22 protein-coding genes and 1 pseudogene are annotated in these 26,366 nt (G+C 65.5%); 5 read left to right on the top strand and 18 right to left on the bottom strand.

What is annotated here, in order from left to right; translation table 11 throughout:
- Window positions 1-99 precede the first annotated feature (99 nt).
- The gene (locus IU449_RS24570; protein ID WP_195004522.1) at window positions 100-747 is read left to right on the top strand and encodes a GAD-like domain-containing protein; all 648 of its coding nucleotides are present in this window, start codon (window positions 100-102) and stop codon (window positions 745-747) included.
- Window positions 748-909: 162 nt separating this feature from the next.
- Window positions 910-1,585: pseudogene (locus IU449_RS29720) on the top strand (IS701 family transposase); the annotation flags it as partial.
- 578 nt (window positions 1,586-2,163) lie between these two features.
- Here the strand turns inward: IU449_RS29720 and IU449_RS24560 are convergent.
- From IU449_RS24560 to IU449_RS24480, 17 genes are all read right to left on the bottom strand, one after another.
- Window positions 2,164-4,293, bottom strand: coding sequence for a hypothetical protein (locus IU449_RS24560; protein ID WP_195004520.1), 2,130 nt, complete (start codon window positions 4,291-4,293; stop codon window positions 2,164-2,166).
- A 252-nt stretch (window positions 4,294-4,545) separates the two neighbouring features.
- Complete coding sequence (locus IU449_RS24555; RefSeq protein ID WP_195004519.1) at window positions 4,546-4,992, bottom strand: hypothetical protein; 447 nt, start codon at window positions 4,990-4,992, stop codon at window positions 4,546-4,548.
- Window positions 4,992-6,278: a hypothetical protein gene (locus tag IU449_RS24550; protein WP_195004518.1), complete on the bottom strand. Its 1,287-nt coding sequence runs from the start codon at window positions 6,276-6,278 to the stop codon at window positions 4,992-4,994. The genes IU449_RS24555 and IU449_RS24550 overlap by 1 nt, the downstream gene beginning before the upstream one ends.
- 57 nt (window positions 6,279-6,335) lie before the next feature.
- Window positions 6,336-7,382 carry a hypothetical protein gene (locus tag IU449_RS24545; protein ID WP_195004517.1) on the bottom strand — a complete coding sequence of 349 codons (1,047 nt, stop codon included), beginning with the start codon at window positions 7,380-7,382 and terminating at the stop codon, window positions 6,336-6,338.
- A complete protein-coding gene (locus tag IU449_RS24540; RefSeq protein WP_195004516.1) occupies window positions 7,379-8,455 on the bottom strand; it encodes a hypothetical protein in 1,077 nt (358 codons plus the stop codon). Before IU449_RS24540 ends, IU449_RS24545 begins: the two co-directional genes overlap by 4 nt.
- A gap of 1 nt (window position 8,456) precedes the next feature.
- Complete coding sequence (locus IU449_RS24535; protein WP_195004515.1) at window positions 8,457-9,521, bottom strand: hypothetical protein; 1,065 nt, start codon at window positions 9,519-9,521, stop codon at window positions 8,457-8,459.
- A 23-nt stretch (window positions 9,522-9,544) separates the two neighbouring features.
- The gene (locus IU449_RS24530; RefSeq protein WP_228805654.1) at window positions 9,545-11,164 is read right to left on the bottom strand and encodes a phage tail protein; all 1,620 of its coding nucleotides are present in this window, start codon (window positions 11,162-11,164) and stop codon (window positions 9,545-9,547) included.
- The gene (locus IU449_RS24525; RefSeq protein ID WP_228805653.1) at window positions 11,164-12,057 is read right to left on the bottom strand and encodes a phage tail protein; all 894 of its coding nucleotides are present in this window, start codon (window positions 12,055-12,057) and stop codon (window positions 11,164-11,166) included. Before IU449_RS24525 ends, IU449_RS24530 begins: the two co-directional genes overlap by 1 nt.
- Entirely contained in the window at window positions 12,054-14,297 is a 2,244-nt protein-coding gene (locus IU449_RS24520) for a hypothetical protein (RefSeq protein ID WP_195004514.1), read from the bottom strand. The genes IU449_RS24525 and IU449_RS24520 overlap by 4 nt, the downstream gene beginning before the upstream one ends.
- Window positions 14,298-14,468: 171 nt before the next feature.
- Window positions 14,469-14,885: a DUF5361 domain-containing protein gene (locus IU449_RS29715; protein WP_324188420.1), complete on the bottom strand. Its 417-nt coding sequence runs from the start codon at window positions 14,883-14,885 to the stop codon at window positions 14,469-14,471.
- The gene (locus IU449_RS24510) at window positions 14,846-15,136 is read right to left on the bottom strand and encodes a hypothetical protein (protein WP_195004513.1); all 291 of its coding nucleotides are present in this window, start codon (window positions 15,134-15,136) and stop codon (window positions 14,846-14,848) included. Before IU449_RS24510 ends, IU449_RS29715 begins: the two co-directional genes overlap by 40 nt.
- A gap of 117 nt (window positions 15,137-15,253) precedes the next feature.
- On the bottom strand, window positions 15,254-15,841 hold the full coding sequence (locus IU449_RS24505) for a hypothetical protein (RefSeq protein WP_195004512.1): 588 nt from the start codon (window positions 15,839-15,841) through the stop codon (window positions 15,254-15,256).
- Window positions 15,842-15,917: 76 nt separating this feature from the next.
- Window positions 15,918-16,352: a hypothetical protein gene (locus IU449_RS24500; RefSeq protein WP_195004511.1), complete on the bottom strand. Its 435-nt coding sequence runs from the start codon at window positions 16,350-16,352 to the stop codon at window positions 15,918-15,920.
- Between the two features lie 18 nt (window positions 16,353-16,370).
- Window positions 16,371-16,961, bottom strand: coding sequence for a hypothetical protein (locus IU449_RS24495; protein WP_195004510.1), 591 nt, complete (start codon window positions 16,959-16,961; stop codon window positions 16,371-16,373).
- Between the two features lie 579 nt (window positions 16,962-17,540).
- The gene (locus IU449_RS24490; protein WP_195004509.1) at window positions 17,541-17,972 is read right to left on the bottom strand and encodes a hypothetical protein; all 432 of its coding nucleotides are present in this window, start codon (window positions 17,970-17,972) and stop codon (window positions 17,541-17,543) included.
- 956 nt (window positions 17,973-18,928) lie between these two features.
- Complete coding sequence (locus tag IU449_RS24485; protein ID WP_195004508.1) at window positions 18,929-21,247, bottom strand: hypothetical protein; 2,319 nt, start codon at window positions 21,245-21,247, stop codon at window positions 18,929-18,931.
- A 101-nt stretch (window positions 21,248-21,348) separates the two neighbouring features.
- Window positions 21,349-22,479 carry a serine hydrolase domain-containing protein gene (locus IU449_RS24480; RefSeq protein WP_195004507.1) on the bottom strand — a complete coding sequence of 377 codons (1,131 nt, stop codon included), beginning with the start codon at window positions 22,477-22,479 and terminating at the stop codon, window positions 21,349-21,351.
- An 862-nt stretch (window positions 22,480-23,341) separates the two neighbouring features.
- On the opposite strand from IU449_RS24480, the gene IU449_RS24475 reads away from it, so the two are divergent.
- On the top strand, window positions 23,342-23,878 hold the full coding sequence (locus IU449_RS24475; protein WP_195004506.1) for a hypothetical protein: 537 nt from the start codon (window positions 23,342-23,344) through the stop codon (window positions 23,876-23,878).
- 6 nt (window positions 23,879-23,884) lie between these two features.
- Here IU449_RS24475 and IU449_RS24470 read toward each other — a convergent pair whose 3' ends face one another.
- Window positions 23,885-24,433 (bottom strand): hypothetical protein, encoded by a 549-nt coding sequence (locus IU449_RS24470; RefSeq protein WP_195004505.1) that lies wholly within the window; start codon window positions 24,431-24,433, stop codon window positions 23,885-23,887.
- A 224-nt stretch (window positions 24,434-24,657) separates the two neighbouring features.
- Here IU449_RS24470 and IU449_RS24465 point away from each other — a divergent pair, with 224 nt between their 5' ends.
- Both IU449_RS24465 and IU449_RS24460 read left to right on the top strand, forming a co-directional pair.
- Complete coding sequence (locus IU449_RS24465) at window positions 24,658-25,476, top strand: SDR family NAD(P)-dependent oxidoreductase (protein ID WP_324188419.1); 819 nt, start codon at window positions 24,658-24,660, stop codon at window positions 25,474-25,476.
- 3 nt (window positions 25,477-25,479) lie between these two features.
- Entirely contained in the window at window positions 25,480-26,364 is an 885-nt protein-coding gene (locus tag IU449_RS24460; protein WP_195004503.1) for a TIGR03619 family F420-dependent LLM class oxidoreductase, read from the top strand.
- Window positions 26,365-26,366 lie beyond the last annotated feature (2 nt).

The raw sequence follows: 26,366 nt of genomic DNA, 5'->3' as shown, positions 1-26,366 counted from the left end.
GGGAGTCAGGGTGGCGGAATTGACGCGATATGCTGAGGATTTGATCCGCGCTGGCTTCGGCGATCATTTGTTGAACGTGGAATGGAGTTTGAGTAGATAATGAATTTTTCTGTCGATGAAATCACGAACAAATGGGGTAGGCCGACTACCTTCCGGTCGGCGCCGGCTGATCGGTTCGAAAAATATGCGGGCGTCGTTCCGAATCTACTGCTCAGCGTATGGCAGGAATTGGGGTTCTCCGGATTTTATGATGGTTTGTATTGGATATGTGATCCTGCCGAATGGCAGTCCGTAGTTGATGAGTGGACGTCGGAACTGGATCTTCAGTTCGGGCGCGATGAGTGGAGTGCTGTAACCAGATCAGCTTTCGGTACGATGGATCTCTGGGGTCGGCGAACAGGTATGAGCCTGACCATAGTGCCGTACTATGGCATGATCCTTCCTGTAGACAATACAGGAAGAATGATCAACGACTTCGAACGGGATCTTCAAATTCTGGCAGCGTTCACCTCGACCTCTCACGAGACGTTGGATCCTGACGGTGATGATGACCGTCCCCTCTTTAGGCGAGTCTTCAATAGGTTAGGCCCGGTAGATTTCGACAGTATGTATGGATTTGTTCCGGTACCGGCTCTCGGTGGCGAGATGCTGCCGGAGCGAGTGGAGATTTTGGATGCGGAGGTCCATATGCATCTATTGAGCCAAGTCACACCGCGAACGCTTTTGGTCAACAATCCGTATCGTTAGTACTCCAGCCGGACTTCGTGATCGGTGATGCTGCTGGTCAGCGGGCTGGACATGGAGCAGCCACCGCGTGATCATGTCGTATTTGTGTGGAACACAACTGAATTGGCGGTGGCCGCAGGTCACAGCGTAGCGTCTGATCGCTGGCAGCGGGAGCTCGACGAGTTGAACGTCCGGGTCGGTGGCCGGTTCGCGCGGGTGGAAACCCGCCGGACCGCGTCCGGGGATGCTGGCCGCGATGGTGTCGGAACTGCCGAACAAGAACTGCTGGACACTGGCCGAACATGCTGGTGACAGGAGTCCGGACGCGATGCAGCATCTGCTGTCGGCGGCGGTGCTCGACGAGGACGGACTGCGTGAGGACCTTCGCGACTATGTGGTCGAGCGTCTCGGTGGTGCCGGGGCGATCCTGGTGGTCGACGAGAGCGGCGATCTGAAAAAGGGCACCAAGACCGTCGGGGTGCAACGCCAATACACCGGCACCGCCGGTCGTATCGAGAATTCGCAGGTCGCGGTCTATCTGGGGTATGTCACCGAGACCGGGCACGCGTTCCTCGATGCCGAACTCTATCTGCCGAAATCCTGGACCAGCGACCGCGACCGCTGCACGCAGGCCGGTGTCCCCGACGATGTCGGATTCGCGACCGAACCCGCGCTGGCACAAGCGATGATCACCCGCGCACTCGACGCGGGCGTGAGGGCGCCGTGGGTCACCGGCGACGAGGTTTACGGCGCCGACCCCGGTTTGCGGGGCGGACTCGAGGCCCACGGTGTCGGGTATGTCCTGGCCATCGCCCGTGACCGGCGCGTGAACACCACGACCGGCCGCTGCCGCGCCGACGCTGATCCAATGTCAGCGAACTGGCGCGATCGATCCAGCCTTCGACAAAAATCTCGAAGATTATGCCACTATTTCGAGCTTTTTGCACATCCGACGGCAACAACTCCTCGATTGGAACCCACCCCTCGATGCCAAGTTCGAGCTGGTATAGCCAGGGTTCATCCCTCAATGCATGGGAAATTATATGAGACAATCGGTATGGAGATTGGCCCGTCAACCCTCCACTCATTCATCGAACTCGATCAGGTCGTCAATAGCCCTCCGCAGCCAGTCATAGAAGCCTTCGTACGACTCACGGGCTTCCCATCCGGGCTCAGCGAAGTCGTGCACGATCAGGACCGTCGAATTTCCGTCCTCCCAACACGCAACGTCATCGTTGTCTTGCCGAGCAGCGAACGGAACCAACGTTCTGCCGGGGTACCGCTCCTGCATGCCGTGATATCGCCACTCGAGCAGATCACCACGTAGTATCTGCCATGGCTCAATATCGAGGATGCCTAGCTCAACGACGCGGATGAACTCGCGTGGATACTCAAAATTCGGAGGGAGCTCGTTCGCATTCAGTAACTCGATCAATTTCAGTTTCCTGACCATCCTGTAAATGGCGATCCATTGGGGTAGGCATTCCGATATCCAGCACTTTGCCTTCCGATCCTATATTGTACCGCCTCGCCCCATGTGGTCGGCAATGCCCCGTCCTTTGATACGAAACGCGGAGCCATAGTCGGTGGTATCGGTTCGTCAAAGGCATGGACCACCGCTTCAATAGGGGTTCCGGTGGCCTTTGCGGCAAGAACTCTAGTATTATCCACCGAGATCAGGGCGCCATCAGATGTGCGGACAAGGTCAATCGGAGGTCCGACCCAGCCGTTCTGGCGCATGCTGTCAATGATCTCTGCTGCATCATTCACCTTGTTCTGGCTGAAGCGTACGGTCCAAGGATCGATCTCAGCAATGGCGCGGGTCCCAGCTATGCCATCGACGAAGGCGGGGGTGGTTTTCGGCACCGCGTCCGGATGTATCAGCGGCAAGCCTTCGTGTGGCGCAGAAGGTTTGCCGACGTGGGACGATGGGATCTGGGTCTGTTGGCTGTAGATGTCGATGTGATCGGTCCAGCCGGCCGAGTTCCTGTTGACTCGGCCCGCACCGGAGGCAACAGCCGGACTTCCTACGGCATCCACCCCACCCGAGCCGGGCTTACCCCGACCAGCCGCGCCGCCGAAGGCTCCTAACGCGATGCCGAAGGCTACGACCGAGTTGGGATCTCGCCAGTCCGGCAGCAGACCGGAGGCCATCCCGAGGTGATTGACAACTCCAGCCGTATTGCCCTTGTCCGCTTCGGCTTTGGCCGCCTCGACTTGCGTTGCGATACCCGCGGCGACGTCATCACTCGTCGGAAGGTTCGGATGCCTGCCGAACCATCCGCCGACGTTGTTGACGACAGCGCCGAGATCCGTCATTGCGAATATCCCGACGGCCATGTGACCGAACTGGCGGGCAACTCCTCCGAGACTCAGCTCCGGATCATTGTCTACCGGTTCGGATGGACTGGTCAGAACGGGAATAGTCGCCAGGTATCGGACATGCTCGGAGACCCCTGGATCTCGCCAGGGAATTCTGGCTTCGTCGAGACGGCGCCGGGCCTCGCGCTGCTGTCGTTCCTGTTGCTGTCTGGCCTCCGTGTACCAAGCGGCCTCGTTGCGAAGACACGGCAGGGTGTCGCTCGTGGCGGACTTCAGATCTTCGAGTTGCTGAGGTGGGGTGTAAGCAGCCGCCTGCAACCGAGCCATGGCCGCATCCCAGGGGTGGGCACCTTGACCGACCCACGGCACGGGCGGGACACGGATTGTCTCGAGATCAGCGATGAGTTGCGACGCTGGATAGCCTGCGCCGATACGGAATATCACGCGGGGATCCCGTATTGAGTCCGGCAGGCCTGTCGCACGTGGATCGGGGACACCGGACGCCGAAGGCAGTGGGTCGGCGCTGTTCACATCGGAGGCGATGGAGGGAATCGCTGCCTCCGGGATGATCAGTTCGAGCGCAGTGCTCGCGGCAGGGCTCGGTGCAGCCGGCCCGGTGCCGAGGACGATCTGTCCGATGAGCGTTTGTTCCACGGTCGTCGCATCAGCCTGCGAGGACTTCTTCTCCTCGGTCTGGGCGATGATCCAGGGCAGCGAGCCGACTTGCGCTGGAACTCCGTTGTCGCTGTTGTAGCCGAACAGGTACGGATACTTTGCGGCGATCTCAGGATCAATCGGGCGCTGCGTCGGCTCGGGACCGGACGTGGTCGGGGCGTCGACCGAGGTCGGCTCTGCGGGTACAGGCTGCGCCGGCCCGGTGGACGGTGCGGACGCAGACACCGGAGCGGGCACGGGGTCGGGCGCGGGGACGGATGGCACCGATGCTGTTGAAGCAGGCGGGGTGTGGGGTGTTGCCATGAGGTGCTGGATGTCTTCATCCGCACTATCGCGATCACCGGGCGGCGTGGACTCAGGCGCAGGCACAGGCACAGGCACGGGGACAGTCGGTGCGGCTTGCGTCGGCGCAGGCGGCATCTCCTGCTCGGGTGGCCTCGCGGGAGTGGTCTGCGGCGGCATCGGATCGTCGATCGCTGTCGCCACAGGTATCTGCTCACGAGCGTGCGACTCCATATCCGCTCTGTTCAGCACACGTTCGTACGCGCGCGCGGCAAGCGCCGGAGTCATACCGTGGAAGTTGTGCACCCGCGGCCGACCGTCCCCACCATCACCATCGGTCCGAGTCCTGACGGGAGTGAGCGACTGCAGCCACCGCGACCCCGCCAACGGGTCGTAGGTATCTTCTGGCATCGCCATCGTGCGGAACCTTCTCTATGCAGCACCGAAAAATGGCCCGCTCCACAAGGGAGCGGGCCGATCGGCGTCCTATGTTCAGTTGGCTTGCGACGTTCGCGGGTGATACCGCTGCGACCGCCCCGGTCAGGTGATGCGGACGTAACTGCCGGACGCGGTGATCGATGGGACCCAGGCTGCGAGCCCGGCCTCGGCGACGGCTTCCACAGTGATGATCGAGCCCTCGACCACATCACGGCTCACGGTGGCGATCAACACACCCGACGTACCGGTCACCGTGGGGCCCTCGACGACCGGAACACCATCGACCAACAATCTGGCCTTCTGCGTGTTCGAAGCCGCATCACCACCGGAGAACACCAGATTGGCGGTGATGGTCGCCGCGACCTTGTCCGCCGACACCCGCAATCCCTCGCCGACCACCGTGGACCCCGGATACGCGCTGTCGGCGGCCCAGCCCGGCACCGGCCACCACGGATTCGCGGTGGTACCGATCTGCATCGTGTACGAGCCGTTCTTGTTCATGGACGTGGGCACAAACGGCGCCCCGCCACCGACGATCACGAAGGGCATCAGGACGTCACCCCTCGCAGGCTCGCCTGCAGACCGCGACCGGCCGGGCTGTCCACGGTCGTGATGTGCACGGTGATCCGGTCGCCCGCGTTGAAGACCCACGAACCGGTGAGGGTGGTGTCGGTCGCGTGAGCGGCGGCGGCGATCGTCGCCGAGGTGAGCGCCACAGCGGTGCCGTTCTGTCGCAGCTCGACGACCAGGTTTCCGGTGCCCGAGGTCTCACCCCGATAGGTGATGGAGGTGACGGTGACCTTCCGTTCCAGACGCAAGCCCTCGGGCATCACATTGCCCGCGCCCGCGGCACGGATGCCGTTGTGCGACTTGAAGGCGATGTCGTAGATCTGGCCGAGCGCGGTCGGCGTCCTGGCATCGCTGAGTCGGGCATCGGTCGCGGCGACCGCTTCGAGAGCGGTGCGGGCGGCGGCGGCGTCGGCAGCGGTCAACACCGCACGACCGACGGTGGTCGAGTCGGCGATCTGATTTGCCGGGTGAGTATGGGCGATCGGCGTCCGGGCGTTGGACAGCCGGGGATCGTCGCCGGCGACGGCGGTGGTCGCCGTCGATCCGATGGTGGGCGGGAAGGTCGCCGGTTTGCCGGTGATCGCGGCCCAATCGCTGGACCCGGCCGGGCCGCGGATGACGATGCCCTGGCCGTCGGGCAACCAGCCGCCATCCGCGGCGTGGTAGACGTAGAGCAGGTTGTCGGCGGCCACCACGTAATGGGCGCCTTCCTGCGGTGTCGCGGGCAGCGCGGAGTAGGTCGCCACCCGGCCGTCGATCCGGATGCCCTCACCGCGGGGCCCGACCACCACGGCATTGCCCGGTGAGGCCGGGACCGGGGAGGCCAGGGTGAGATCGACGAGACCGGAGGAGCCGGTGTCGGGATTCTCCGGGTCCGGGCCGGGCAGATACTCCGGGACGTGAAAACTGAACGGCTGCAAGGGCACCGGTTCGCCGTCATAGGACAGGTCGAAGGTCGCCCGCCAGGTCCAGTCGGCCGGATTGGTGGCCGCGCTCGGCGCGACCAGTCGCACTCCGCGACCGCCTCGCCAGGTGAGGTAGCCGAACTCGTCCAGTGAGCACTCGTAGTGCTGGGGCAACTGTACGTAGGTGGCGGGCGCGGGCACGGCGTCGGCGACGAGCACCTTCGGCGTCTCGGCGGTGAAGGTGACCGTGCCGGTGAGCGGAGGGAATTCGGGAAGGTCGCCGATGTCGGGGCCGTCGCTGATGTTGGCGAGGAAACGCCCGACGACCTTTCCGTACTTCAGAGGGGGCAGATCGGCCATGGATCGATGCCTTTCGGAGTGGGCAGCCGAGAGACGGCTGGGGTGGGAACGCGGCCGCTACACCGGCTCGGCGTAGACGATGAGCTGCGCGCCGTTGGTCGAGACGCTGAATTTCGAGGTACCGACACGGCGGACGACGACATAGAGGGTGGTCGTCTGATTCGCCGGGATCACCCCCACGGTGGAGGCGGGCGAGAGCGCGTACTCGAACTTCGGGAAGATCGGGATACGGGTGAGATTGCTGGCGCCGAGGGTGTAGCCGTAGCCCACCAGGTCTCCGCGGATGTCGCCGACACGCACCTCGATGTCGCAGTGCGAACCATTGAGCTGACTGACGTGCGTCTGCACGATCAGACCGCCCTCCACGCGTGGACGCCACGGCGCCGGCTGCGCCGGGATGGTGAGGGTGGCGACCACGCGGCTGGCGTCGGGAATATTGGTGCCGCCGGTGAACTGGTTGCTCGCGATGGCCCACGGACCGGCGGGCGCCGGATTGGGCACGGGCCGGAACTTCTCCAGTGCCGCGTCCCAGGACAGGATGAAATCCTGGCCGAGCGGATTGTCCTCGTCGACGAGGACATCACTGGCGTCCTGGATGCGTCCGGGGCCGCCGGGCGGACCTGCGTCGCCGGTCTCCCCTCTCGGGAAGGTGATCTGCAACTGCTGATGCGGCGCGGTGCCGGTGACCTGCGCGGTCGCGTTCGAGCCGGGCGGCCCGGCGACACCGGCCCCGGTGAGCGTCGTGGCTGTGCCTCTGCGCCCGGCGGCGCCGAAGGCATCGGCGAAGGCGATGAATTCCAGGCCGGTCCAGTAATAGACGCGGTTCTCCGAGACGACCCGCCACGCTTTGCGCGCGTCGGCAGTGGTCGGAGCGAGCGCGAGCAGCGCCGGGACATCGGCGACATCGCCCTGCCACAGCCACGGCCACGCCGGATCGCCGTCCGGGCCGGCCGGGCCGGGAAGTCCTTCGCGGATCTCCACCAGCGCCCGGCGGTCCACCACTTCCATGGGATTGACCGTGAACGGCAGCCCGACCGAGTCGGACACACCGCGCATGGTGATCATGATGTCGTCGTCGTAGACGATATTCGGGTCGTCGGTCATGATGCCGCCACTGGTTGCGCCCAGCACACGATCTGCGCGCCGGACATGGTGTACGAGTAATTGGAGCTGCCCTGGGCACGGCGCAGGACCACGTAGAGGGTCACCGCCTGGCCTGCGGGGACGACGCCCACCGAGCTGCTCGGATCGGCGATCGAGGCGCCGAAGAACGGGCGCAGCGGGGTGCAGACGGTGATACCGAACGGCCAGCCGGTGCCGAGGGCGACGATCTGGCCGGAATTCGATCCGATCCGCACCTCGGTGTCGACGCGGGTGGCGTAGCTGGTGGAGCCCTCCTGCGTGCGCACCACCACGCCGCCGGACACGAGCGGACGCCACGCGACATCCTGTGCCGGGATGTCGAGGCGGGCGATGGTGTTCGGTGAGGTGGAGACGTTCGTCTGGGAAGCGGAGAAACCGGCTCCCCCGTTCCACGCCGACGTTTCGACGATCGACCACGGCCCACGCAAACCCGGGTTGGGGCGAGGTGTCCACTTGCCGGTGGTCTCGTTCCACACCGGGACCGAACCGTCGGCGTGGACACCGTCGGCGTAGTCGGCGGCGTTGCGGATCGGGCCGGGCGGCCCCGCTTCGCCGACGATCCCCTTCACACCCCGGGGAACGGTGAGGTTCACCGTCACGTTCGGCGCTGTCCCGATGACCGAGACCTGCAACGGGCTGCCCACGGGACCGGTGTCGACGACACCGATCGACACCGAACACGGCTCGCCGTCGGGGCCCATGGCGCCGAAAGCGTCGGCGAAAGAGTCGAAACTCGTTCCGTTCCAATACATCAGCGTGTCGGTGGCCAGCACGCGCCATGCTTTGCCCGCGTGCGCCTGGGTCAGACGGGGCGCGAGCGCGTTCAAGGCGTTCTGGTCGGCGATGTCGCCTTCCCATCGGAACGCGTGCGCCGTCGGTCCCTGCGGGCCGACGGCGCCGGGCGGGCCGGTCATGAGTTCGAGTGCCCCGTCGCGCGGCGTCGCCTGCAGTGCCTGCACTACGCCGGACGCGCCGGAGCCCTCATCGATGCCGCGAATGATCGTGGAATCGAAATATTCCCCTACCGTGGACATGTCACCTCCTTGCTCGGGTGGGTGTGGCGTAGACGACCAGGGATGCGCCCGCGCGCTGATAGCCGATCTCGCCGGTGCTGGTGCTGCTCGCGTTGAGCCGGTCCACCGTGACCACCAGATTCACTGGTTGACCGGCGGGGACGGTCGCGTATGTCGCGGTCGGCGAGAGCGATTTGGTCGCGTCGGCGTCGCTGTACGCGGGCGCGAACGGCGTCATCAAGTAGCCGCCGCCGGTGATGCCCGGCCGAGCCATCGCGACGATCTGTCCCTCGGAGTGCATGAGCCGCACGGTGACCCGGTAGAACTGCTGGCCGGAGTCCTGGCAGTAGACCGACAGGTGGCCGTACACGGTGGGGCGCCATTCGAACGGCATGGCAGGCACCGTGAAGGTCCCCGCCACCAGCTGCGCGGCCGCCCCGGCTTGGTCGGCCGCGAAGTCGGTGTCGTACCAGGCCCATGGCCCGCGTCCGGTCGGGGCCGCCAGCGCCTGGAACTTGCGGGAACCGCGCTGATAGCCGAACACGCCGCCATCGGTGGGCCCTACCGTGGTGTCGAAATCGGGGGCTGACCCGATGGTGCCCGACGCACCCGGCGGACCCTTCGGACCACGCAGCCCGGCCGGGACGGTGACCGAGAGCATCTGCGCGGCACCGGATCCGGTGACCACCACGGCCGGGTTGGTCAGGGCGGGCTCGTGCACCGTGCGGACGTCGGTGAACTCGATCGAATCGGCGGCGGGACCGGCCGGACCGACCGCGTTCGGCGAATGCTGCCAGCCGGCGCCGGTCCACACGTCCATGCCGTCGTCGTCGAGGCGATGCCACCACTTGCCGCGGTCGTCGGGTCCGAGACCGGACGGGCGCGCGGCGGCGTCGGCGATCTCCCCCATCTTGTGGAAGGTCGTGCGCGGCAATCCGCGACGCCCGGCCGGACCCGTGGGCCCCTGGGGTAGCGAAAGTTCCGCGACCGTGGGGTTCACCGTGACCTCGGCGGTCAGAACGGGCAATCCGTCGGCATCGGGATCGGCGCGGAGAGTGATGTGTGCTGGAAAAGTGGTGTCTGCCATTGTTTTCTCCTCGCGGGACAAGGTCAGAAGATGAGCAGGTCGAGATCGGCGCCGACATCGGTGGCGAGATCCTTGATGGCGGCCGCGACCCGGCCCAGCCGCTGCCATGCCTTGACCACCGCGTCCTCCTCGTCGGAACCGTCGCCGACCGTGATCTGCCAGGTGGCGGGAGTCTCCCGGTCGTCGGTGAAGGTCAGCTCCGTCACGTAGTCGGTGAAGATGAGCTGTCCCATGGCGAAACCGATCTGGTCGCCGAGTCCGAAATCCCGGCCGAGCAGATAGGGGGCGTTGTCTTCCACGGTCACGCGATGACTGGTGTAGCCGCGGGTGAGATGCAGGCCCTGGCGGGCCGCGACGAAACCGTCGAGGGTGAACGCCTTGTCACTGCCGGTGATGTACAGCTCGCGGAACGCATACGGGCCGCTGCGCTCCACCCGCTCCATGTCCCGGTAGACGTTCCATGCCAGGAACACGTCGTTGAGCTGGCCCCGGTACAGCCAATCCATGCCGATCAGCGACAACAGCCCTTTGATCGCGATCTCGATGCCCGCGTTGACCCAGCCCGGTGACCGGCCGCCGATGATGACGTCGGTCGCCGTGGGCTTGTGCAGGGCCACCTCGGATCGCCCGATTCCGGAGTACTCGCCTTCGAAGTACCACACCCACGGAAGATTCTTGAAGGTGCCGAACTTGCCGTAATTGCCGTACACCGCTTCGTATTCGGTGGTCGATTCGAAGTTCGGATAGCGGATCGGCGTGGTGCCGTCCTCGGCGAACTCTTCCAGCCAGGACTTGATGCCGTCGAGCAAGGTACCCGTCGGGCCGGTCACACCGGACTTGTCGACCGTTTCCAGGACGACGGTGGGCCGCTCCAGATAGAACCACTCCGGGGCCGGTTGCTCGTCCTCCTCGGGGAGGAAGAACCGGGCCGTCAGCATGACACCGGAATCCTCGAGCATCGGCATGAACAGCTTGTCCGCCATGTCGAAACGTGCCGAGGCCGCGCTCCAGCGGCTGGTGTCGGTGCGCGGGTCGACGGGGACCACCGCGATCGGGAACAACGGGTTGCCCGCACCTGCCCAGCCGGGGTTGTCCGCGGTTCCCGGCGGCGCCCAGCCCGGCGCCTGCAGGCGCATGAGATTCGCGGTGAGGTAGGTGGTCACCAGGGTGCGGACCGGACCGAACTGGATCATGTGCCGGGGGAACTGTGCCAGGATCGGCGCGAACGGCGACGCCCAGCAGCAGATCGTAGAGATGTGGTTCCAGGCGTGGATCGCCTCGATGTCCACTGTCTCGACGCCGTTCTCGTCACGGACCAGGGCGGCTTTGGTGATGTAGCCGTCCCACCGGAAACCTCGGGTGTTGACCGTGATCGGGATGGTGGCGTCGGCCCCGTCCTCGTTGTTGAACAGATGGTCGAAGTGCACCATGTCGCGCGGGCAGATCATCTTGAGTCCGCCCGCCGCGTTGCGCGGATAGGTGAACTCGAGCGACAGATAGCTGTGCTCCTCGCCCACCTCGCGCATGAACTTGTCCCAATAGCGCACCAGCACATCGGAATCGCGGGCGTGCTCCTGCTCGATCCGGTAGATGTCGTCCATGTGGCGCGCTTGCGCGTGCGGATCCCAGGTCGGTTCGCTCATCAGAACGGCCTCGACGATCGCGGGGTGACGGACACGATCAGGCTCGACGCGGTGGTGCCGCCGTCCACGGTGACGGTGATGTCGGTCGAACTCCACGGCGGGAGCGCCGCCAGCCAGTGTCTGCCCGCCAGCTGCGCCCACACATTGCGGCCTCGCGGATTCTCGGCGCTGTACACAGTGGCGGTGCGGTGCCGCGGATGGGTGTCGATTCGGAGGGTCTCGCCCTCGCTCAACACAGGTGTCTGCACCAGCCGCGGTTGTTCGCCGCCGACCGGATCCTGGATCGCCCAGCGTCCCGGCCCGTTCATGGTGTAGCGCGGCCAGGCAGGCTGGTCGGCGGCATTGCGCGCCCGCACGACGCCTTCACCGATGCCGGCGACATCGGTGAACACCGAGGTTTCCTCGAAGTGATGTTCCAGCGGGTCCATGGCCGTCGCGGACATCTTGTAGATGGCGAACGCGTTGCGCGCCGGATCGATGTCACCCATCGGTTCCGGCGCGGCGTCGAGCTGGGCTTGCTGGAAACGCCACCCCTGATGCCGGGTGAAATAGCCGACGGTGACCGGCTTGTCGGTCGACCAGCCGCGGAACCAGGCGTCGTGGACCGCGAGGAAGTCGCGCACCGGGTCGGAGACGGGACGGTGCGCGGTAGCCGAGATCACCACGAGGAAGTCCCATTCCTTCTTCGACCGGACCGATCGCTGGAAGGTGGCACCGTCCTGGCGGGCGCCCTCGGACACCAACAGCTGCACCGGCGCGAACATGAATCCGGCCTGCTTCGACAGCCGCACCCCTTCCCGCCCGGCATTGGCGCCCGACAGATGCCACACTCGTCCGTTGACATCCCACACGACCACTTTCGTGTCGTGCGCATTCAATACCTGGTGGGTCATCGACCGAGCCCTCCTCCGCGTTGCTGCGCCAGCGTCCGGCGCCGATTGACCCGCTCCACCGCGATCGCGGCGCTCTTGGGGTCCATGCCGTTGAAGTTGTAGATGTCCTGGCGGGCCGTCCGGCCGCCCGGACCTTCGGCGAGATCGGTGAGTCCGAAACCGGTGCCGATCACCTCTTTCGCCGTCTGGGCGGCATATTCGATCGGCTGGGTGACCAGGTTGGACACCGTCGATGCCGCCATCGAGCCGATCGCGCTGCCGATGGCGGGCGCCAGCGGCGCCGCCGGGCCGAGGAAGCCGGCCAACGCGGTTCCTGCCGCGGAGCCGAGCAGGCTGCCCGCCGTCGATGCGGCTCCACTGATCGCTCCGGTCAGGCCGCCGACGAGACCCCGCTGCCGCAGCCCCTGCACAGCGCCTGTCATAGCGGCGAACCCGATCTGCTGTTCGACCGAGGGATTTTGCCGCAACGCCTCCTGCTGGTCCGGCCGGAAGTCGATACCCAGCAGGTTGCCGACACCCATCGCCAGGGTCGGCGCCCACTGCCCCTCGGGGTCGAGCGAGGCGACAGCGCCGAACAGGTCACCGATATCGCGGCCCGCGTTTTCGCCGATTCCGAAATCGACGCCGAGCTTGGCACCGGCGACCTGGGCGAAGTCCGCGACGCTCCCGTTGACGGGATCGTAGGGCCGCATCACCTGCTCGAGGCTCTTCGCCTGCGGCACCGCCGCACCCAAAGACTTCGGCGCGTCCGTGCGCAGCGCGGACAGCATGGACTGCACGGTGCCGCCTTCACGCACCGAAAGCGCGGGCGTGAGCCGACCACCGGGCAGCAGATACTGGAGGGGAATGCCGTCCTCGCCGCCGATCGGGATTCCCGGCAGCGTTCCGCCCGCACCGACCTGCGGAGCGACCGGTGCGGTTCCGGTCGGAGCGACCGCTCCCCCGTCCACCGTCGGGGCGCCAGTACCGGCGCCCGTCGCGGGATCGACCGGCGTTGTGCCGGTCATGGTCATCGAAGCGCGCAGGCTGCCACCGAATTTCGATCCGATCATGGCGCCGAGCTGGGCGCCGATCTCCGGTGCGAGCGCGCCCGACGGCCCGAGGGCCGGGCCGATCGCCGAGCCCAGCGCCGAGCCCACTCGCGCGCCGGCATCCGCGGCGACGCTCTCGATTCCCTGCCCGAGCGCTTCGGCGAGCCGGGCCATCTCGCCCATGCCGTCATCCGTGCCCGCCGAATCGCCGGACAAGAGACCGCTGAGGCCGGGAAGCATCGCGGTACGGGGAATCGCGGACGTCCCCTGCGGGGTGATATGGAGAAAAGCGGCGAGCGGATTCGGTGCCCCACTCGGAAGATCGCGCTTTTCGAAGTTCTGCATGGGGCCTGTCGAGGCGCCGCCGGACGCGGAGAACAGTCTGCTCACCACGCCACCGGGACCGAACGCGGGCGCGATCGCCGCGCCCAGGGCGGACCCGGCGCGCCCACCGGCGTTCAGCGCACCGTCGGCGATGGCGCCGAAAGCGTCACCGACCAGGCCGAACAGGCCGAAGTCCGTGCCGGTGACCGCACCCGGCACGACCGGCTTCGCGAGGTTGCGGGCGAGCAGATCCCGCCACACGCCGTTGTTGCCCGCCGAATCGACCAGTCCACCGGCGGCGAAGCCCGGCAGCATCCGCGCCAGGTACGCGGGCGAGGGCACCCACCCCGCGTTGATCGCATCGAGCAGCGGCAGCGCTCTCGAGGTGGCCGCGGCATTGACGACGTATTCGCCGTCGGACAGCCGGGCGAGGATTGAATCATCGCGTGGACCGCCCGGACCCGACACCATGCCGCCGGATGCCCGCCGGATCGGCGTGCGATCGGCAAGGCCCGAATCGGTGACGGCCTCGTCGCGTTCGCCGTCGGGCTGCCCCGGCCGGTACGGATTCTGGAAGGTGGTGCGCGCACTCATCCGCAGGATCCGGGTACTGGTGCGCGCCTGTTCTCTGCCACCGCCGGATGCGACCCAGTCGGCGAAGATCCTCGGCATCACGCCCAGCACACCCTGGAACGCGCGCGCCAGGGCATCCATCCGCACCGGCGTGCCGCCGGCCGACTCGGGTGACTCACCCGAGTCGACGAGCAGCGGATCGTCGTCGGGGAAGGTGATGGTGGAGGTTCCGGCGCTCCGCCCGCCCTCCCACACCGCACCGCTGGGCAGCGTGAGCTTCTTGCCCGGAGGCAAGGCGCCCACGGTGGTCATCGCGAGAATGTCCGGCATCCCCATCACCGGGTGACGCCGCGCCGGCCGAGAGGCGCCGGATCGGCGCGCCGGAGACGGATCGGAGCCTCCGGGTTTCCGCACTACGGAGCTCATGTGTATCTCCTCAATTGACATCTACTTTCTCGGCCGCTGCCCAGACCTCGGCGCCTGTTACCGACCCCATTCCAGGAACGTGTTCATCTGGTCGATGGCGGTGGCCGTGCCGACGCGTTCGCGGTCGGTCTTCTTGCCGGGCCGTGCGATCGGTTCGGGCCGGTTTCTGCCTTGCTGGGCATCGGGGGTCTTGGCCCACACCAGCCAGCGCAGGGAGTCGGTCATTTCCGCCAGCAGGTGCTGGCTGACTTGCCAGCGGCTGCCGACCGGATCCATCGAGCGCAGCAGCGCCGACTCGGCGGGCAACCACCGGATGATGGCCAACAGGTCACGCCAGCTCAGCACGTCGGTGCCGAGCTGGCGTAGCCGCAGGCCGAGAGCTATCAGATCGAATTCGACAGCCTCGCCATGCTCTTCGAGAAGAGCATCGAGGCCTAGGATTCCCCCAGGTTGACTCCCGAATGGGCGCGCCACGCCTCGAGCAGGTCGTGGTAGGCGTCGGGGTCCATATCGTCTAGCGCGGCAAGCGATTCCGCGGGCAACACCAGTTCGAGCAACGTGTACATCGCGTCCACGTCGCCGAGCCGGCGGATCCGGCGGATCAGGCCCGGCTTCAGGTACGACAGCGAGGGCAGGTGCACTTCGACACCGCCGACCTCGACCACGAAGTCGTCCTTGACCGTGATGGGCTGGTTCAGCGTGAGGGGGGCTTTGGGGGTAGTCATCGGTTTCGCAGACCCTTTCATGACATCGGTGTGCGCAGGCTCGGTAGGAATGAAGGGCCCAGCGGCGGCAGGCGGGCCTGCGCATAGGTGAATTACCTGCCGCCACTGGGGGCTTTATCAGGCGGCGAAAACGCCGTCGTCGAAGTAGCGGTAGGCCTTCACACCGGCGTCGTCCTTGAACGCCTCGACGGTGATGGTGAAACCGGCCAGTTCGCTGGACACGAACTTCTTCTCGGTGACCGAGGAGATCTGCGCGTTGGGCAGCACGATCCGCAGCTTCTTGTTCTCGTTCTTCATGTCGAAGATCCACGAGCGGCGCGGCAGCACCGCACCGGTCTCCCTGACCTCCACCAGGGTGCCGGTGGAGGCGGTGGCGGCGGTGGGATCGACGTTGTCGGGATGGAACACCTCGTTGAGCACGTCCGCGTCCCACACCGCGTAGAGGGTGAGGCCGAAGGCGACCGAATGCTCGGTCTGCAGCTTGGCGATGATGTCGGCGTTCCAGTCCTTGATGGTCTCGACCCGACGCTCACCGCGGGACTCGATGCCGTCTTCGGAGACGTAGCCCAGCGGCTTGAAGGCCGCGATCGGGGCGGTGGCGGCCGAGGTGGGCAGCGTGGTGCCCAGCGGGGCGACCAGGACGCCGCCGGTCACGGCGATGTTCGGCGTTCCGGCGCCGATGAACTTGCTGGAAGGCAGAGCCATTGTGATATCTCCCTTGGGATCAGTTGCGCAGGCCCCTTGGGATCGGATATTCAGTTGTGATTCCCGAATCGGGGAATCAGGCGGAGACTGCGCCCCGCACGATCAGGTCGGCGACGATCACCTGACGCGGTGCGTCGGTCGCCGGGTCGGTGTCGTTCTCGACGCCGACATCCTCGAGGTGGTCACACCACACAGCCCCGAGATAGCCGGGCGCCGCCCCCGACAGGATGGCGCGCACCCGACTCGCCAAAGCCGCTGCGGCACCGGCGTCGTCGGTGCATTCGATGACGACGCGAGGCCTGTCCAGAATCAGGTGGGTGCCTCGGCGCCCTTCCCTGTCCTCGACGTCCTCGCGTCGTTTACGGTCGTTGCGCACGACACGCACCATTCGCACCGGTCGCGGATCGGGCACCCGCGTCACCACAGCGGCGGTATCGGAGAGCGCCGCGAGCTGGGTGGACAGGTACCCGACCAGAGTCTGTTCGATGTCCGGGAACTCGATTCGTTCCACCGGAAACCTCCTTCCTGGTTAGTCGGCCCCGCGGGCCCGTTCGATCCGCTCACGCAGCTGATCGACGAGCCCCGCATAGGCCTCGGTCTTGGTCGGGGCCTCGAATACGAGCCCCCGAGGATGGACGGCGCACCACACGCCGTCCTCGGTCTGAGTGACATCGATGTCGTCGATGTCGTAGAAGGAGTCCGGATCAGGGTCGGGCCAGCAGCCGTTCTCGTCCTTGTGCACGTGCAGGCCGGTGTCGAACGCGCCTGGCTGGCCGCCCGGGGTGGGCAGCCAACGGATCTCCTCCAGCTCCGAATGCACTCGAACACCGCGCCGCACAAGGTATTCGGCGACTCTGGTGGCTTGTTTGATACCGGTCACCGTCGCCTCGGCCGTGGTGCCCGCGCCCCGTTGCCAGGCCGGCAGGTGGATCACCGACAGTTCCTCGGCCAGGGCCTTCACCTGCGGATCGAGCTCCTCGCCTGCGGCGGGCTCCGGGAGCCGGCCGGAGAGCATCTGCTCCATCAGGGCCAGGAACTCCGGCGTAACCAGCTGTCCCGCCTCACTTTTCGAGTAGGAGGACTGTGGCCGGCCGACACCGAACTCTACAGAATCAATCACTTTTCGATCGGACATAAATGCACTCGACAACTTTCCGCGACCTCGGGCCGCAACTATTCGATCGTCCAAGCCGACGGCGTCTCAGAGTTGTGAAAGCCCGGCTACACTCGGACCCAGCGGGCGGACTACCTATCCCCTCGCCTCTCGACACGGAGTCGCAGCCGAGCGATCTGCCGTTGGCGGCGCCATTTCCAATAGAGGATCCACCAAGGCTGCTTATGCAGCAAACGCTCGAACAAACTAGGCGCAGGCAGCGGATCTACATCAGTTCCGGATTCCGACCAGATACCATGGCCGAACATCACATCTTTTGCCCAGTAATCTTCTGATTTGTGAAAGATAACATCGTCTCCGAAAAATTCCAAGCCCACGAATCGTCGATTGATTCTAGCCAAGGGCCTCCGATTCGGAGATTCCGAAAGTTTTGCTCATTTCTGACGCGACCGCCGAAAAGAACTCCCTCCCCTCGTCGTCGGTCCAGAAAGTGTAGCGATTCATCGCCGAGTCCTTCATTTATTGCACCACGATATACAGCCGAGACGCCTACACGGTCTGGATCTCGAACCCGATGCGGCACCTCTAAGAGGGGCCGGGGGCGAACTTTTCTTCTGCTGCCGCTAACATCCTGGGCAATCTGGGCGGCCCAGCTCGCTGAAAATCTTCATAAACCACATCTAGCGGAGAAAAGAAGCCTTCGGACCCATCCCGACCTCTGACCACGAGTACATAGTTCGGCCCTCGTTCATCGACCAGAAGCTTCCATTCGGCCCCGAACTCGACAATGAATACCTGGGCCACGTATGCGGCCAACATAGTATGCAGATAAAGCCAATCCTCTTCTCCCATCATAGAGAAATCTTGACCGACCACGAACATATCCAATTCGGCTAGCAGGGATGCCGGGTCTATGTCCATGTTCAGGTCGCTGACGTCGATGGCGCGAAGAAAGTCTGCCAGCGCCGTGCGGCGCTGCATCTCCCACCTGCCGAGTCGGTCGACCTCAGAACTCATGCACTCCACCTAATTCGAGGCGCTCAGTCAGCAATAGCCGGAAGCAACCTCTACACGACCGGCTATGCACCACTGTGTCCCCGATCCCATCTAGCTACTGAGCCCCAGTGACCGAAGTCGGGAATCGGCTCCCAGAAGACCGACATGTCCACGTCACTGTAGCTTGTCGTTTCACGTGATCCATCCTCGTAATCATCCAACGTATCGCGAACTACTCCATCTTCCGAGAATTCTGTACGCCCGATCGCCGACGCCCCAGAAATATCCTCAGCTCGAAGGTTCCGTATCGCCGAGCGGACGGAAATTACCGTCCCGATCTTCCGCGATAACCATATCTACCTCCCATTTTTTTCGATATATCGTTTTCAGCAAAACCTCTATTCAAATCCACGCGCAGAGTCCTTGATTTACCACCACTTATCCGCTGCCTCGAGTTTAAGGCGTCCAGCATCCGAACCATAGTTGGAAACCGACGTGACGCTGCATCTGGAGCCCTCCACCCACTGCTGCGACCTATCCGTCGCGAGAATCTTCACCAGGCTCGGTCTGCATTACATGCGAGTGATACCCTAACCCTTCAATCGTCTTCATGACAGACTGCATTTCGACTTCTGTGCCGATCGGCCTACTGGGTCCAGACTCCGCCAGTGCCGTGAGCGCTTCAGCCGGGGACAATCCAAGTATTTCGCGCAATCGCTTCACTACAGCTAAGCGTACGGGGCGACTCGTCGGTCCGGCTATGGTTGCCCCGCCGAACTCATCCAGCAGCGCTCGGCGCAGCGTAGCCGGTCCCACCCCAGCTCCGGACTCGTCGCTTACTAGTCCACATGAGGGGCACTCCCATTCTATGAACCAACGAATGCCATTCGAATGTTCGAGAAGCTCCTGTCCCTGCCACCCCGTCACGGCTTGACCGCAACTGGAACAAGGTTGACTATATTTGACAGCTTGTTCCATTACATCCATCCTCTGAACTCGAGATAGCGATTAACTGTATCATAGAACAGTTTTGACGTCCCATTGCCGTCCCGAGGGTGGTGATTTATCCGTCCGCGCGCAAACCAGCGGTGATGGAGTTCCTCGTGAACAATGGTTCTCCGCAACTCCAATCGCGAGCTGAACGGAATCCGGCCGATCTGTATTCCGGTGTTTTGTCGGGCCATTCCACTGTATACAGTGGGGCTATAGACCGGACGATGCGTGAACCTGAAGTTATTGAAGTCGGGTGAGTTCAGGATCGCCTCCAGCGCACGACGCCGTGCGAGGGACGATGATCCCGTAGCACGTTCGATCTGGTCCAATTCTCCCCAAGCATTCCGAGAAGTGTGCCCACTATGCTCCAGATGCTGCACATTTTTGGCCTCGACCGGGCGCGTTTCCGAGGCCGAACCAAGCTTCCTCAACGATTCGTGCTGGTTGTGTAAGAGCGCCCGACCACGAGAGTGATTGGGTATGCCGCGGGCCGAACTCGGCCGGAACGACGGAGTCGCATCAACGCTGCCGCGGGCCTTTCCTCCACCGAATAGCAGAGCAATTCCGAAGGACGCATTGCCGAGCGTTTCCGCTGGATGTTCGGAAAACCCCGTCCAGTCGGTGCCGATGACCAGCTTGGACATCTCGTTGTAGGAGTTGCCGATAGCGCGGCTCGCTTCGTCCCAGGTTTCGTCCCAGCCCTGTTCACCGGAGAGGAACGCTCCCAGTTCGCTGCTCGTCGTGGTCCATGCCCGGTAGTCGGCGACCGCGACATCGACAACGGTTCTGCCGAGCCCGATGACCGCTTCCGGGAGGGTGGTGAGGTTCGGGTTCTTGCCGAAAAGCTCTCCTACCAGGTTGATCTGAGCGTTGACACCGGAGAGCGCGCCGGCGAATTCGACCAGGCCGAGTGCGCCGTTCGCGACACCTTTCCCGAAAGCGAGGCCGAAGCCGGCTGCCTTCTCCCAGGCCGCGCGGGTGTCGGGGCGGCCCTGGCGGGCGATCTCGGCACCATCCGCGTCGAAGGTGATCCGTGTGAAGTCCCGCAGCAGCCGGGTGATCCGGCCGTCCGGCGTCGTCGTGTCACGGAACCATTCACCGTCGACGCCCCGGAATTCGTCGGTCCGAAGCCCGGTGTGGTCGATCCGCGACAGCAACACCCCGTCTTCGTGATCGCGGGTTCGCATCATGACGGGATTTCCGTGGCTGTCGAGGGCCATCGTCCAGCGCTCGTCGTCCGGGCCGATGCGCCAGCCGTTGCCCTCGCTGTCGACCTGTTCGAAGAATCTGCTGGTGACACCGCCGTGGCCGTTCGGTGCGGCCGTGGTGACCGTGCGGTTGCCGTAGTTGTCGTAGTGGATGTTGTCGTAGAGCCCCTCGGCGTTGGGCACGCCGACGTCGTAGCCCACGAGGTTGCCGTCCGCGTCGTAGGACGGGCTGACGACCTCGGCCCAGCCGGGCGTGGTCCCGAACTCCCGGTCGGGTGTCCCCGATGTCGAGGTGCCCGGCATGAAGTGCTGTCCGAAGCCCATCGCTCCCGGATCGCCGCTGTTGTAGTAAGAGGCGGTCCCGGTCGAATCGTTGTTCCATCGCTGGTATCCGCCGCGGCCGTCGGAGACCACCCGCGAATAGGTGATCGTGCCGTCGGCGTTGTGGATCACCTGGTCGACGGTGTTCAGCCCGTTGCCGAGCGGAATCGTATTGGTGCGGGTGATCCCGTTCGGCAGCGTCTCGTCCCAGGTGTCACCGGGCGTGTGCCCGGTGACGTCGGGTAGGCCGAAGACGTGCTCGGATGCGTCTTCAGCACGGGCTGGTTCCGGAAGCACAGGGATCGGTGTGGTTCCGGATGGAGATGGTGTGGCGGCGGATTCGTCGTTCTGCTGCGAGGGAAGTTCCGGTAGTGGGCCGTCCCACTGCGTCGGTCGGGGAGCATTGGGGTTGACAACCGGGGGCAGTTGATCCACTCCCGACTGCTGTGGTGCGGGTGGGGAGGGCGCTGGAAGCTTTTGCCTGGTCGACGGCTTGTGGTATTCGCCGATGGGCTCGTCTACGAATGTCAGCTTCGACTGTGCTGGGGACAGCATGGATTGGACAGCATCGGCGGTGATGGTGAGCGCGTCGGCAGCTCGTATTCGCTCCAGCCGCCTGGCAGCGGACTGGGGCGTCATGTTGTGGAACGTGGTGACCGAGGTCGGTTCGGTCGGTGCGTCGGCGAGTCCACCGGCTGTCATCCGCCGAAATGCGTCGATTCGAGCCTCCACCCAGGGTGGCCGGTATATCTGGGGCGCTATGGAATTGGTCATCGGTTACCTCTTGGAACATGCCGGCTGACCGCGCGGCAGTGCCGCCCGGTGCGGAGCGGAATTCGATGGGGCGCCCGTCGCCGATCGGGCGGCGACCGAGGTCAGAGCGCGGCGTACGCGTCCAAGGCGGCTTGCCCGATCTTGCTTTGGCTCGACGTCCCGACCGTCATGTGATGTTCGTTGGCAGCCGCCACGACCTGCTTCGAGCCATCGTCGGAGGTCAGCCAGAGGCTGTAGTAGCCGAGCACTCCGCCGGTGTGCTGCCATACGGGGCCCGCGTTCGTCTCGACGCGCAGGACGCCGAGGCCGTAGGAGGCCGAGCCGTTGGAGTTCGGCACCGGCACCGTGGTTTTCAGCGCGGCCTGCTGCGCGGCGGGCAACAACTGGCCGCCGATGAGCGCTCGGGTGAATGTCGCCAGGTCGTCGAGCGTGGAGACGATCGCGCCCGCGGCACCGAAGGCCTGGACCTGGGACGCGGTGACGAACCGGTAGATGCCCCAGGTGATCGAATGTCCTTCGAGGTAGTTGCCGTACAGCTGGGGGTCCGCCGTGGGGAAGGATGTGTCGTCCAGGGCGAGGGGAATCAGAATCCGGCTGTTGATCTCGGCGGCGGCGGTTTTGCCGGTCGAGGCCTCGATGATCATGCCCGCCAGCACGTAGTTGGTGTTGGCGTGAGCGAACTGCTGTCCGGGTGCGTGCAACGGGGGATGCGTGAGAGCGATGTTCACCAGGGTCTGTGCGGGCCACGGCTGGTTCGGCTCGAAGTTCAGCGCGTAAGTGGTGGTGAAGGCAGCATCGGAGGAGTACTCCGGCAGGCCCGAAGTGTGATCGAGCAATTGGCGGATGGTGATGGTGGTGCCGTCGTTGCCATTGGCAGCGACGACGCCGGGCAGCCACTGGTGCACCGTGTCATCCAACGACAGAACGCCTTCGGCCTCGAGCTGGAGGATGACCGTCGCGGTGAAGGCTTCGGTGTTCGCGCCGATGCGGAACTGCGCGGACCAGTCCGCGGGTTGCTGCGTCTGGTACTTGCGGTAACCGACCGCGATGTACTCCTTGTAGGGCTCATTGCGCACCATCCCGATCACGCCGGGAAAGCCCGCGGCCGCGGCAGCCCGGGCCCCGGAGACCAGGAGTTGCGCCGGTGTCGCCGATGCGATGCCTGGAACGGAGGTCGCCGACGGGGTGCTCGCAGGCGAGGAGATCGTCGCGGGCACGGTGAAGTCACTCATGAAAACTCCCGAGTCATAGAATGATGCGCATAGCTAGATGCGAGGACGTGCCGTTTGTCGAGCCGACGCGGAAAGCGGCGGGCCCGGAAAACAACTGTGGCTTCGACCCGGAGCGGGTCGAAGCCACTGAAGGAATCGAGTCAGAGATTGCTGTCGCGAAAGCTTCGCAACAAGAGTTCTGCACCGGCTCGAACCTGCTTGCAGGCACAGCTCTGGCGCTGCACAAAGCTTCACTTAAGCGCGCCCGAATGTCAACCCCTGCAACGAAAATGAGGGATATGCGCAGGTCACCGGCTGACCTGGACGCCTGCGCCGTCATCGGCCGGGTGCCCCGAGCCCGGTGCGGCCTCCCCGGCGCGCGGCTGACCTACCGCACCCACGGCACGCTCTCCCCCGACGGCCGCGACTGCGTGCTCCCGGCCGCGCTGACGGCCGATCCGGCGTGCGGGACCGGGGCGAGACCGGCCGCGGGACTGCGCGCCTTCGACACGGTGTACACGGCGTATTCGCGGGACTTCCTCGACGCGCGCACTTATCTCGAGCTCGGCTGCACGTCGGTCGAGGATTCGGTCGAGGGCTGGGTGCGGGCGACCGCTGGCCTGCCCGAGCGCCGAGGTCGAGACCGGATCGGTGGAGGCCTGCCGCATGCGGGGTGCAGCGTGTCAGTTCTCGGTGCGACCTCCGGCACCCCGCTCGCCGGTTACGATCCGATCGTCGGGCTGCCGTGTCCTGGGCATACGACCGCGGCGATCACCCTCGCGGTCATCGAGGGGTTCTCGCCGCAGGCCCGGCTCGGATCGTCGGCACGCCGGCTGCTGTCCCGGCCGCTGCCGAACCGCGGTGGCCTGCCGGAAGGAGACCCATGGAAACCGATGCGCAGGCGATCCTGCACGGACCGCTGTTCTCCCGGCGCGTGCCGCTGCATCGCGACAATGCCGCCAGCCGCATCAGCGCCTACGTCTACGGCAATGTCCTGGTGCTCGCCGCGCTGGTGCCGATCACCACCTCGGACAAGCACGTCGGCATCCTGGTGGTGCTGGGGACGAGTCTGTCCACGTTCGTCGCGCACGTCTTCGCCGAATCGGTCGGGCACAGTGTGCGACGCAGGCAGAAACTCTCGCGGGCCGAGAAGATCGGCGAGCTGCGCGACTCGGTGCCGATCCTCAGTTCCGCCGTACTGCCGTGCGTGATCCTCGCGATCGGATGGTTCGGTCTGCTCGAACCACGGACCGCGCAAATCCTCGCGGAGATCGCCGTGCTGATTCGGATCGGCGGCATTGTGTTCGTCGTCGGACGCCTCAACGGCGAACGTCCGTCCCGGGACTGGGTGGTGGCCGCCGCTGCCCTGACCGGGGTGGCGGTGACCGTCGTGATCGTGAAGATCCTGCTCACCCATTAGGACCTGCTACCAGACCAGCGTGACGTCCCCGACCTTCACATTGCCGAAGAAGCGCTTGCCCACGTCGGTGCCGCCGTAGTTGTAGGCGTCGAGGATTTCGGCGAGTTCGTCGGCCAGGGCCTGCAACTTCGGGCTGACGCACTCCAAGCCCCAGTCGTCGACGACCCAGCCCCATTCGCGGGGCACGTTCTCCAGGGTGATCACGATCCGCCCGTAGAACGGGGCCTGGACGTTGTAGTAGATGTCGGAGGGGGCGTCCCGGATGGGATTGACCAGCGCCAGTTCGGTCGGCGACTCCGATGCCGAGAGGGTCCGCGCGAAGACGATGTCCTCGCGGATCATCTCGACGATGCGTTCCAGGTCGGCGTGCCTGCCGGCGCGGGCGAAGCGCGCGCCGTACACCCGTCCGGCGACCGTCCGGCGCGCTTCCGCGCCGGATTTGACCAGAATGCGGTCGAGCATCCGTTGCGCCGCGGCGCGTTCACCGTCGCCGGTGTTCGGATGGTCGATCAGCGCCCGCAGCCGGGCAATCCTCATGCCGAGCCCAACTGCCATGGGCTCACCCTACCGAGACCGAGATCACTTCAACGACCGCAGGCGCTGTTCAGGTCGGCGAGTCGCAACTTTCGGGCCAGGGCCGACTGGTCGCGCCCAGCCGGGGACAGCACCGCCGCTCGCCACGGATGGTCGCGTCGAGTTCCAGGTATCGCGTCGTCTGTCTAGTGGGGTTACTGTATCAAGCAAATGCTTGGTTGCTTCACGGAACGAGGAGGGCTCAGGTGACCGACCTGAAACGCTACGGACCGTGGGCGGTGATCGCCGGTGGTTCCGAGGGCGTCGGCGCGGCTTTCGCCACCCAACTGGCCGAGGCGGGCCTGAATCTCGTGCTCGTCGCCCGCAAGCCCGGTCCGCTCGAGCGGACCGCCGCCTTGGCGCGCGAATCCGGTGTCGAGGTCCGCACCCTGTCCGCCGACCTCACCGATCCGGCAGCTGTCGCGGGCATCATCGCGGCCACCGACGACATCGACGTCGGCCTGCTGATCTACAACGCCGGCGCCAACAGCTACGGCAGCGAATTCGTCCTCGGCGACCTCGCCCGGTTCCGGTCCGTCATCGACCTGAACATCACCGCCCAGTTGGCCTTGGTGCACCACTTCGGCGCCAGGATGCGCGCGGCGGGGCGTGGCGGTCTGCTGCTGGTGGGCTCCATGAGCGGTTTCCTCGGCGGCTACCACCAGACCGTCTACGCCGGGGTGAAAGCCTTCGGCAGACTGTTCGCCGAATCGCTGTGGCTGGAGTTGCGCGAGCACGGAGTGGATGTGCTCGAACTGGTGCTCGGCGTGACCCGCACGCCCGCCATGGAGCGCGCGGGCCTGAACTTCGACGTGCCCGGCATGCGGGTCGGCGACCCCGCAGACGTCGCCAGGGAGGGCCTCGAGCACCTGCCCGACGGCCCGCTGTGGATCGCGGGTGGCAATGCCGACGCGGTCGCCAAACGCAACGGCCTCGACCGCGCACCATTGCTGCTGGCATCGCACGAGCGGATGCGAAAACTGTTCCAGGCACGTCATACTCCGGCCACGGGCTCGAAAGGCTGAACGATGCGTCTCGGGATCGCCACCCCGGTGGTCACTCGCGTGCCGGGCGCGCACTCCGCGTGGGAACGCACTGCGGGCATCGCCGCGCTGGCCCGCATCGCCGCCCACGCCGACGCCCTCGGCTTCGCTCATCTCACCTGCAGCGAGCACGTCGCCGTCCCGGTGTCCGTCGCCGAACAACGCGGCGGCACCTACTGGGATCCGTTGGCGACCTTCGGCTATCTCGCCGCCCACACCACTCGCATCCGCTTCGTCACCCAGGTTCTGGTCCTGGGCTACCACCACCCGCTGGCCATCGCCAAGCGCTACGGCACCCTCGATGTCGTCTCCGGCGGCCGGCTGACCCTCGGGCTGGGGGTCGGCACCCTCGAGGAGGAATTCGCCCTGCTCGGAGCGCCGTTCGAAGGCCGGGGCCCGCGCGCCGACGACGCCCTGCGCGCCCTGCGCGCCGGGCTCTCCGGCGCCGCCCCCGAGTACCACGGCGAGCACTACGACTTCGGTGGCCTGGTGGTCGACCCGCACGCCGTCCAGCCCCGTGTGCCCCTGTGGATCGGCGGCCGGACCAAGCGCTCGCTGCGCCGCGCGGTGGAGCTCGCCGACGGCTGGACCCCCTTCGCCCTGTCCTACACCGACGCCGCCGCCATGCTCGCCGAGGTCGACCGCCGACCCGGTTTCGACGTCGTCCTGTCCGCGGGCCCGCTCGATCCCCTCGGCGACCCGGCCGCGGCCGAGCGTCGTCTCACCGCCGCGAAAGCCGCGGGCGCCACCACCGTGAACGCCTCCCTCATGGCCGATTCCGCCGATCACTACTGCGCACAGCTCAGCGCCTTGGCCGATCTCGCGCCGCGCTGGTCCGGCACACCACTGGAACGCCCCGAGAAGGAGTGACG

The sequence above is a fragment of the Nocardia higoensis genome, from assembly GCF_015477835.1.
Classification (GTDB): Bacteria; Actinomycetota; Actinomycetes; order Mycobacteriales; family Mycobacteriaceae; genus Nocardia; species Nocardia higoensis_A.
This window is presented reverse-complemented; position numbering and strand designations above follow the sequence as displayed.

What these genes read in the sequence shown, in the direction of transcription:
- IU449_RS24540 (WP_195004516.1), bottom strand. Translation starts at nt 8,455, where the DNA reads ATGTCCACGGTAGGGGAATATTTCGATTCCACGATCATTCGCGGCATC.
- IU449_RS24475 (WP_195004506.1), top strand. Translation starts at nt 23,342, where the DNA reads ATGGAAACCGATGCGCAGGCGATCCTGCACGGACCGCTGTTCTCCCGG.
- IU449_RS24555 (WP_195004519.1), bottom strand. Translation starts at nt 4,992, where the DNA reads ATGCCCTTCGTGATCGTCGGTGGCGGGGCGCCGTTTGTGCCCACGTCC.
- IU449_RS24550 (WP_195004518.1), bottom strand. Translation starts at nt 6,278, where the DNA reads ATGGCCGATCTGCCCCCTCTGAAGTACGGAAAGGTCGTCGGGCGTTTC.
- IU449_RS24525 (WP_228805653.1), bottom strand. Translation starts at nt 12,057, where the DNA reads ATGACCCACCAGGTATTGAATGCGCACGACACGAAAGTGGTCGTGTGG.
- IU449_RS24535 (WP_195004515.1), bottom strand. Translation starts at nt 9,521, where the DNA reads ATGGCAGACACCACTTTTCCAGCACACATCACTCTCCGCGCCGATCCC.
- IU449_RS24505 (WP_195004512.1), bottom strand. Translation starts at nt 15,841, where the DNA reads ATGGCTCTGCCTTCCAGCAAGTTCATCGGCGCCGGAACGCCGAACATC.
- IU449_RS24530 (WP_228805654.1), bottom strand. Translation starts at nt 11,164, where the DNA reads ATGAGCGAACCGACCTGGGATCCGCACGCGCAAGCGCGCCACATGGAC.
- IU449_RS24520 (WP_195004514.1), bottom strand. Translation starts at nt 14,297, where the DNA reads ATGACCACCGTGGGCGCCTTGCCTCCGGGCAAGAAGCTCACGCTGCCC.
- IU449_RS24480 (WP_195004507.1), bottom strand. Translation starts at nt 22,479, where the DNA reads ATGAGTGACTTCACCGTGCCCGCGACGATCTCCTCGCCTGCGAGCACC.
- IU449_RS24485 (WP_195004508.1), bottom strand. Translation starts at nt 21,247, where the DNA reads ATGACCAATTCCATAGCGCCCCAGATATACCGGCCACCCTGGGTGGAG.
- IU449_RS24510 (WP_195004513.1), bottom strand. Translation starts at nt 15,136, where the DNA reads ATGACTACCCCCAAAGCCCCCCTCACGCTGAACCAGCCCATCACGGTC.
- IU449_RS24470 (WP_195004505.1), bottom strand. Translation starts at nt 24,433, where the DNA reads ATGGCAGTTGGGCTCGGCATGAGGATTGCCCGGCTGCGGGCGCTGATC.
- IU449_RS24560 (WP_195004520.1), bottom strand. Translation starts at nt 4,293, where the DNA reads ATGACTCCGGCGCTTGCCGCGCGCGCGTACGAACGTGTGCTGAACAGA.
- IU449_RS24490 (WP_195004509.1), bottom strand. Translation starts at nt 17,972, where the DNA reads ATGAGTTCTGAGGTCGACCGACTCGGCAGGTGGGAGATGCAGCGCCGC.
- IU449_RS24545 (WP_195004517.1), bottom strand. Translation starts at nt 7,382, where the DNA reads ATGACCGACGACCCGAATATCGTCTACGACGACGACATCATGATCACC.
- IU449_RS24460 (WP_195004503.1), top strand. Translation starts at nt 25,480, where the DNA reads ATGCGTCTCGGGATCGCCACCCCGGTGGTCACTCGCGTGCCGGGCGCG.
- IU449_RS24570 (WP_195004522.1), top strand. Translation starts at nt 100, where the DNA reads ATGAATTTTTCTGTCGATGAAATCACGAACAAATGGGGTAGGCCGACT.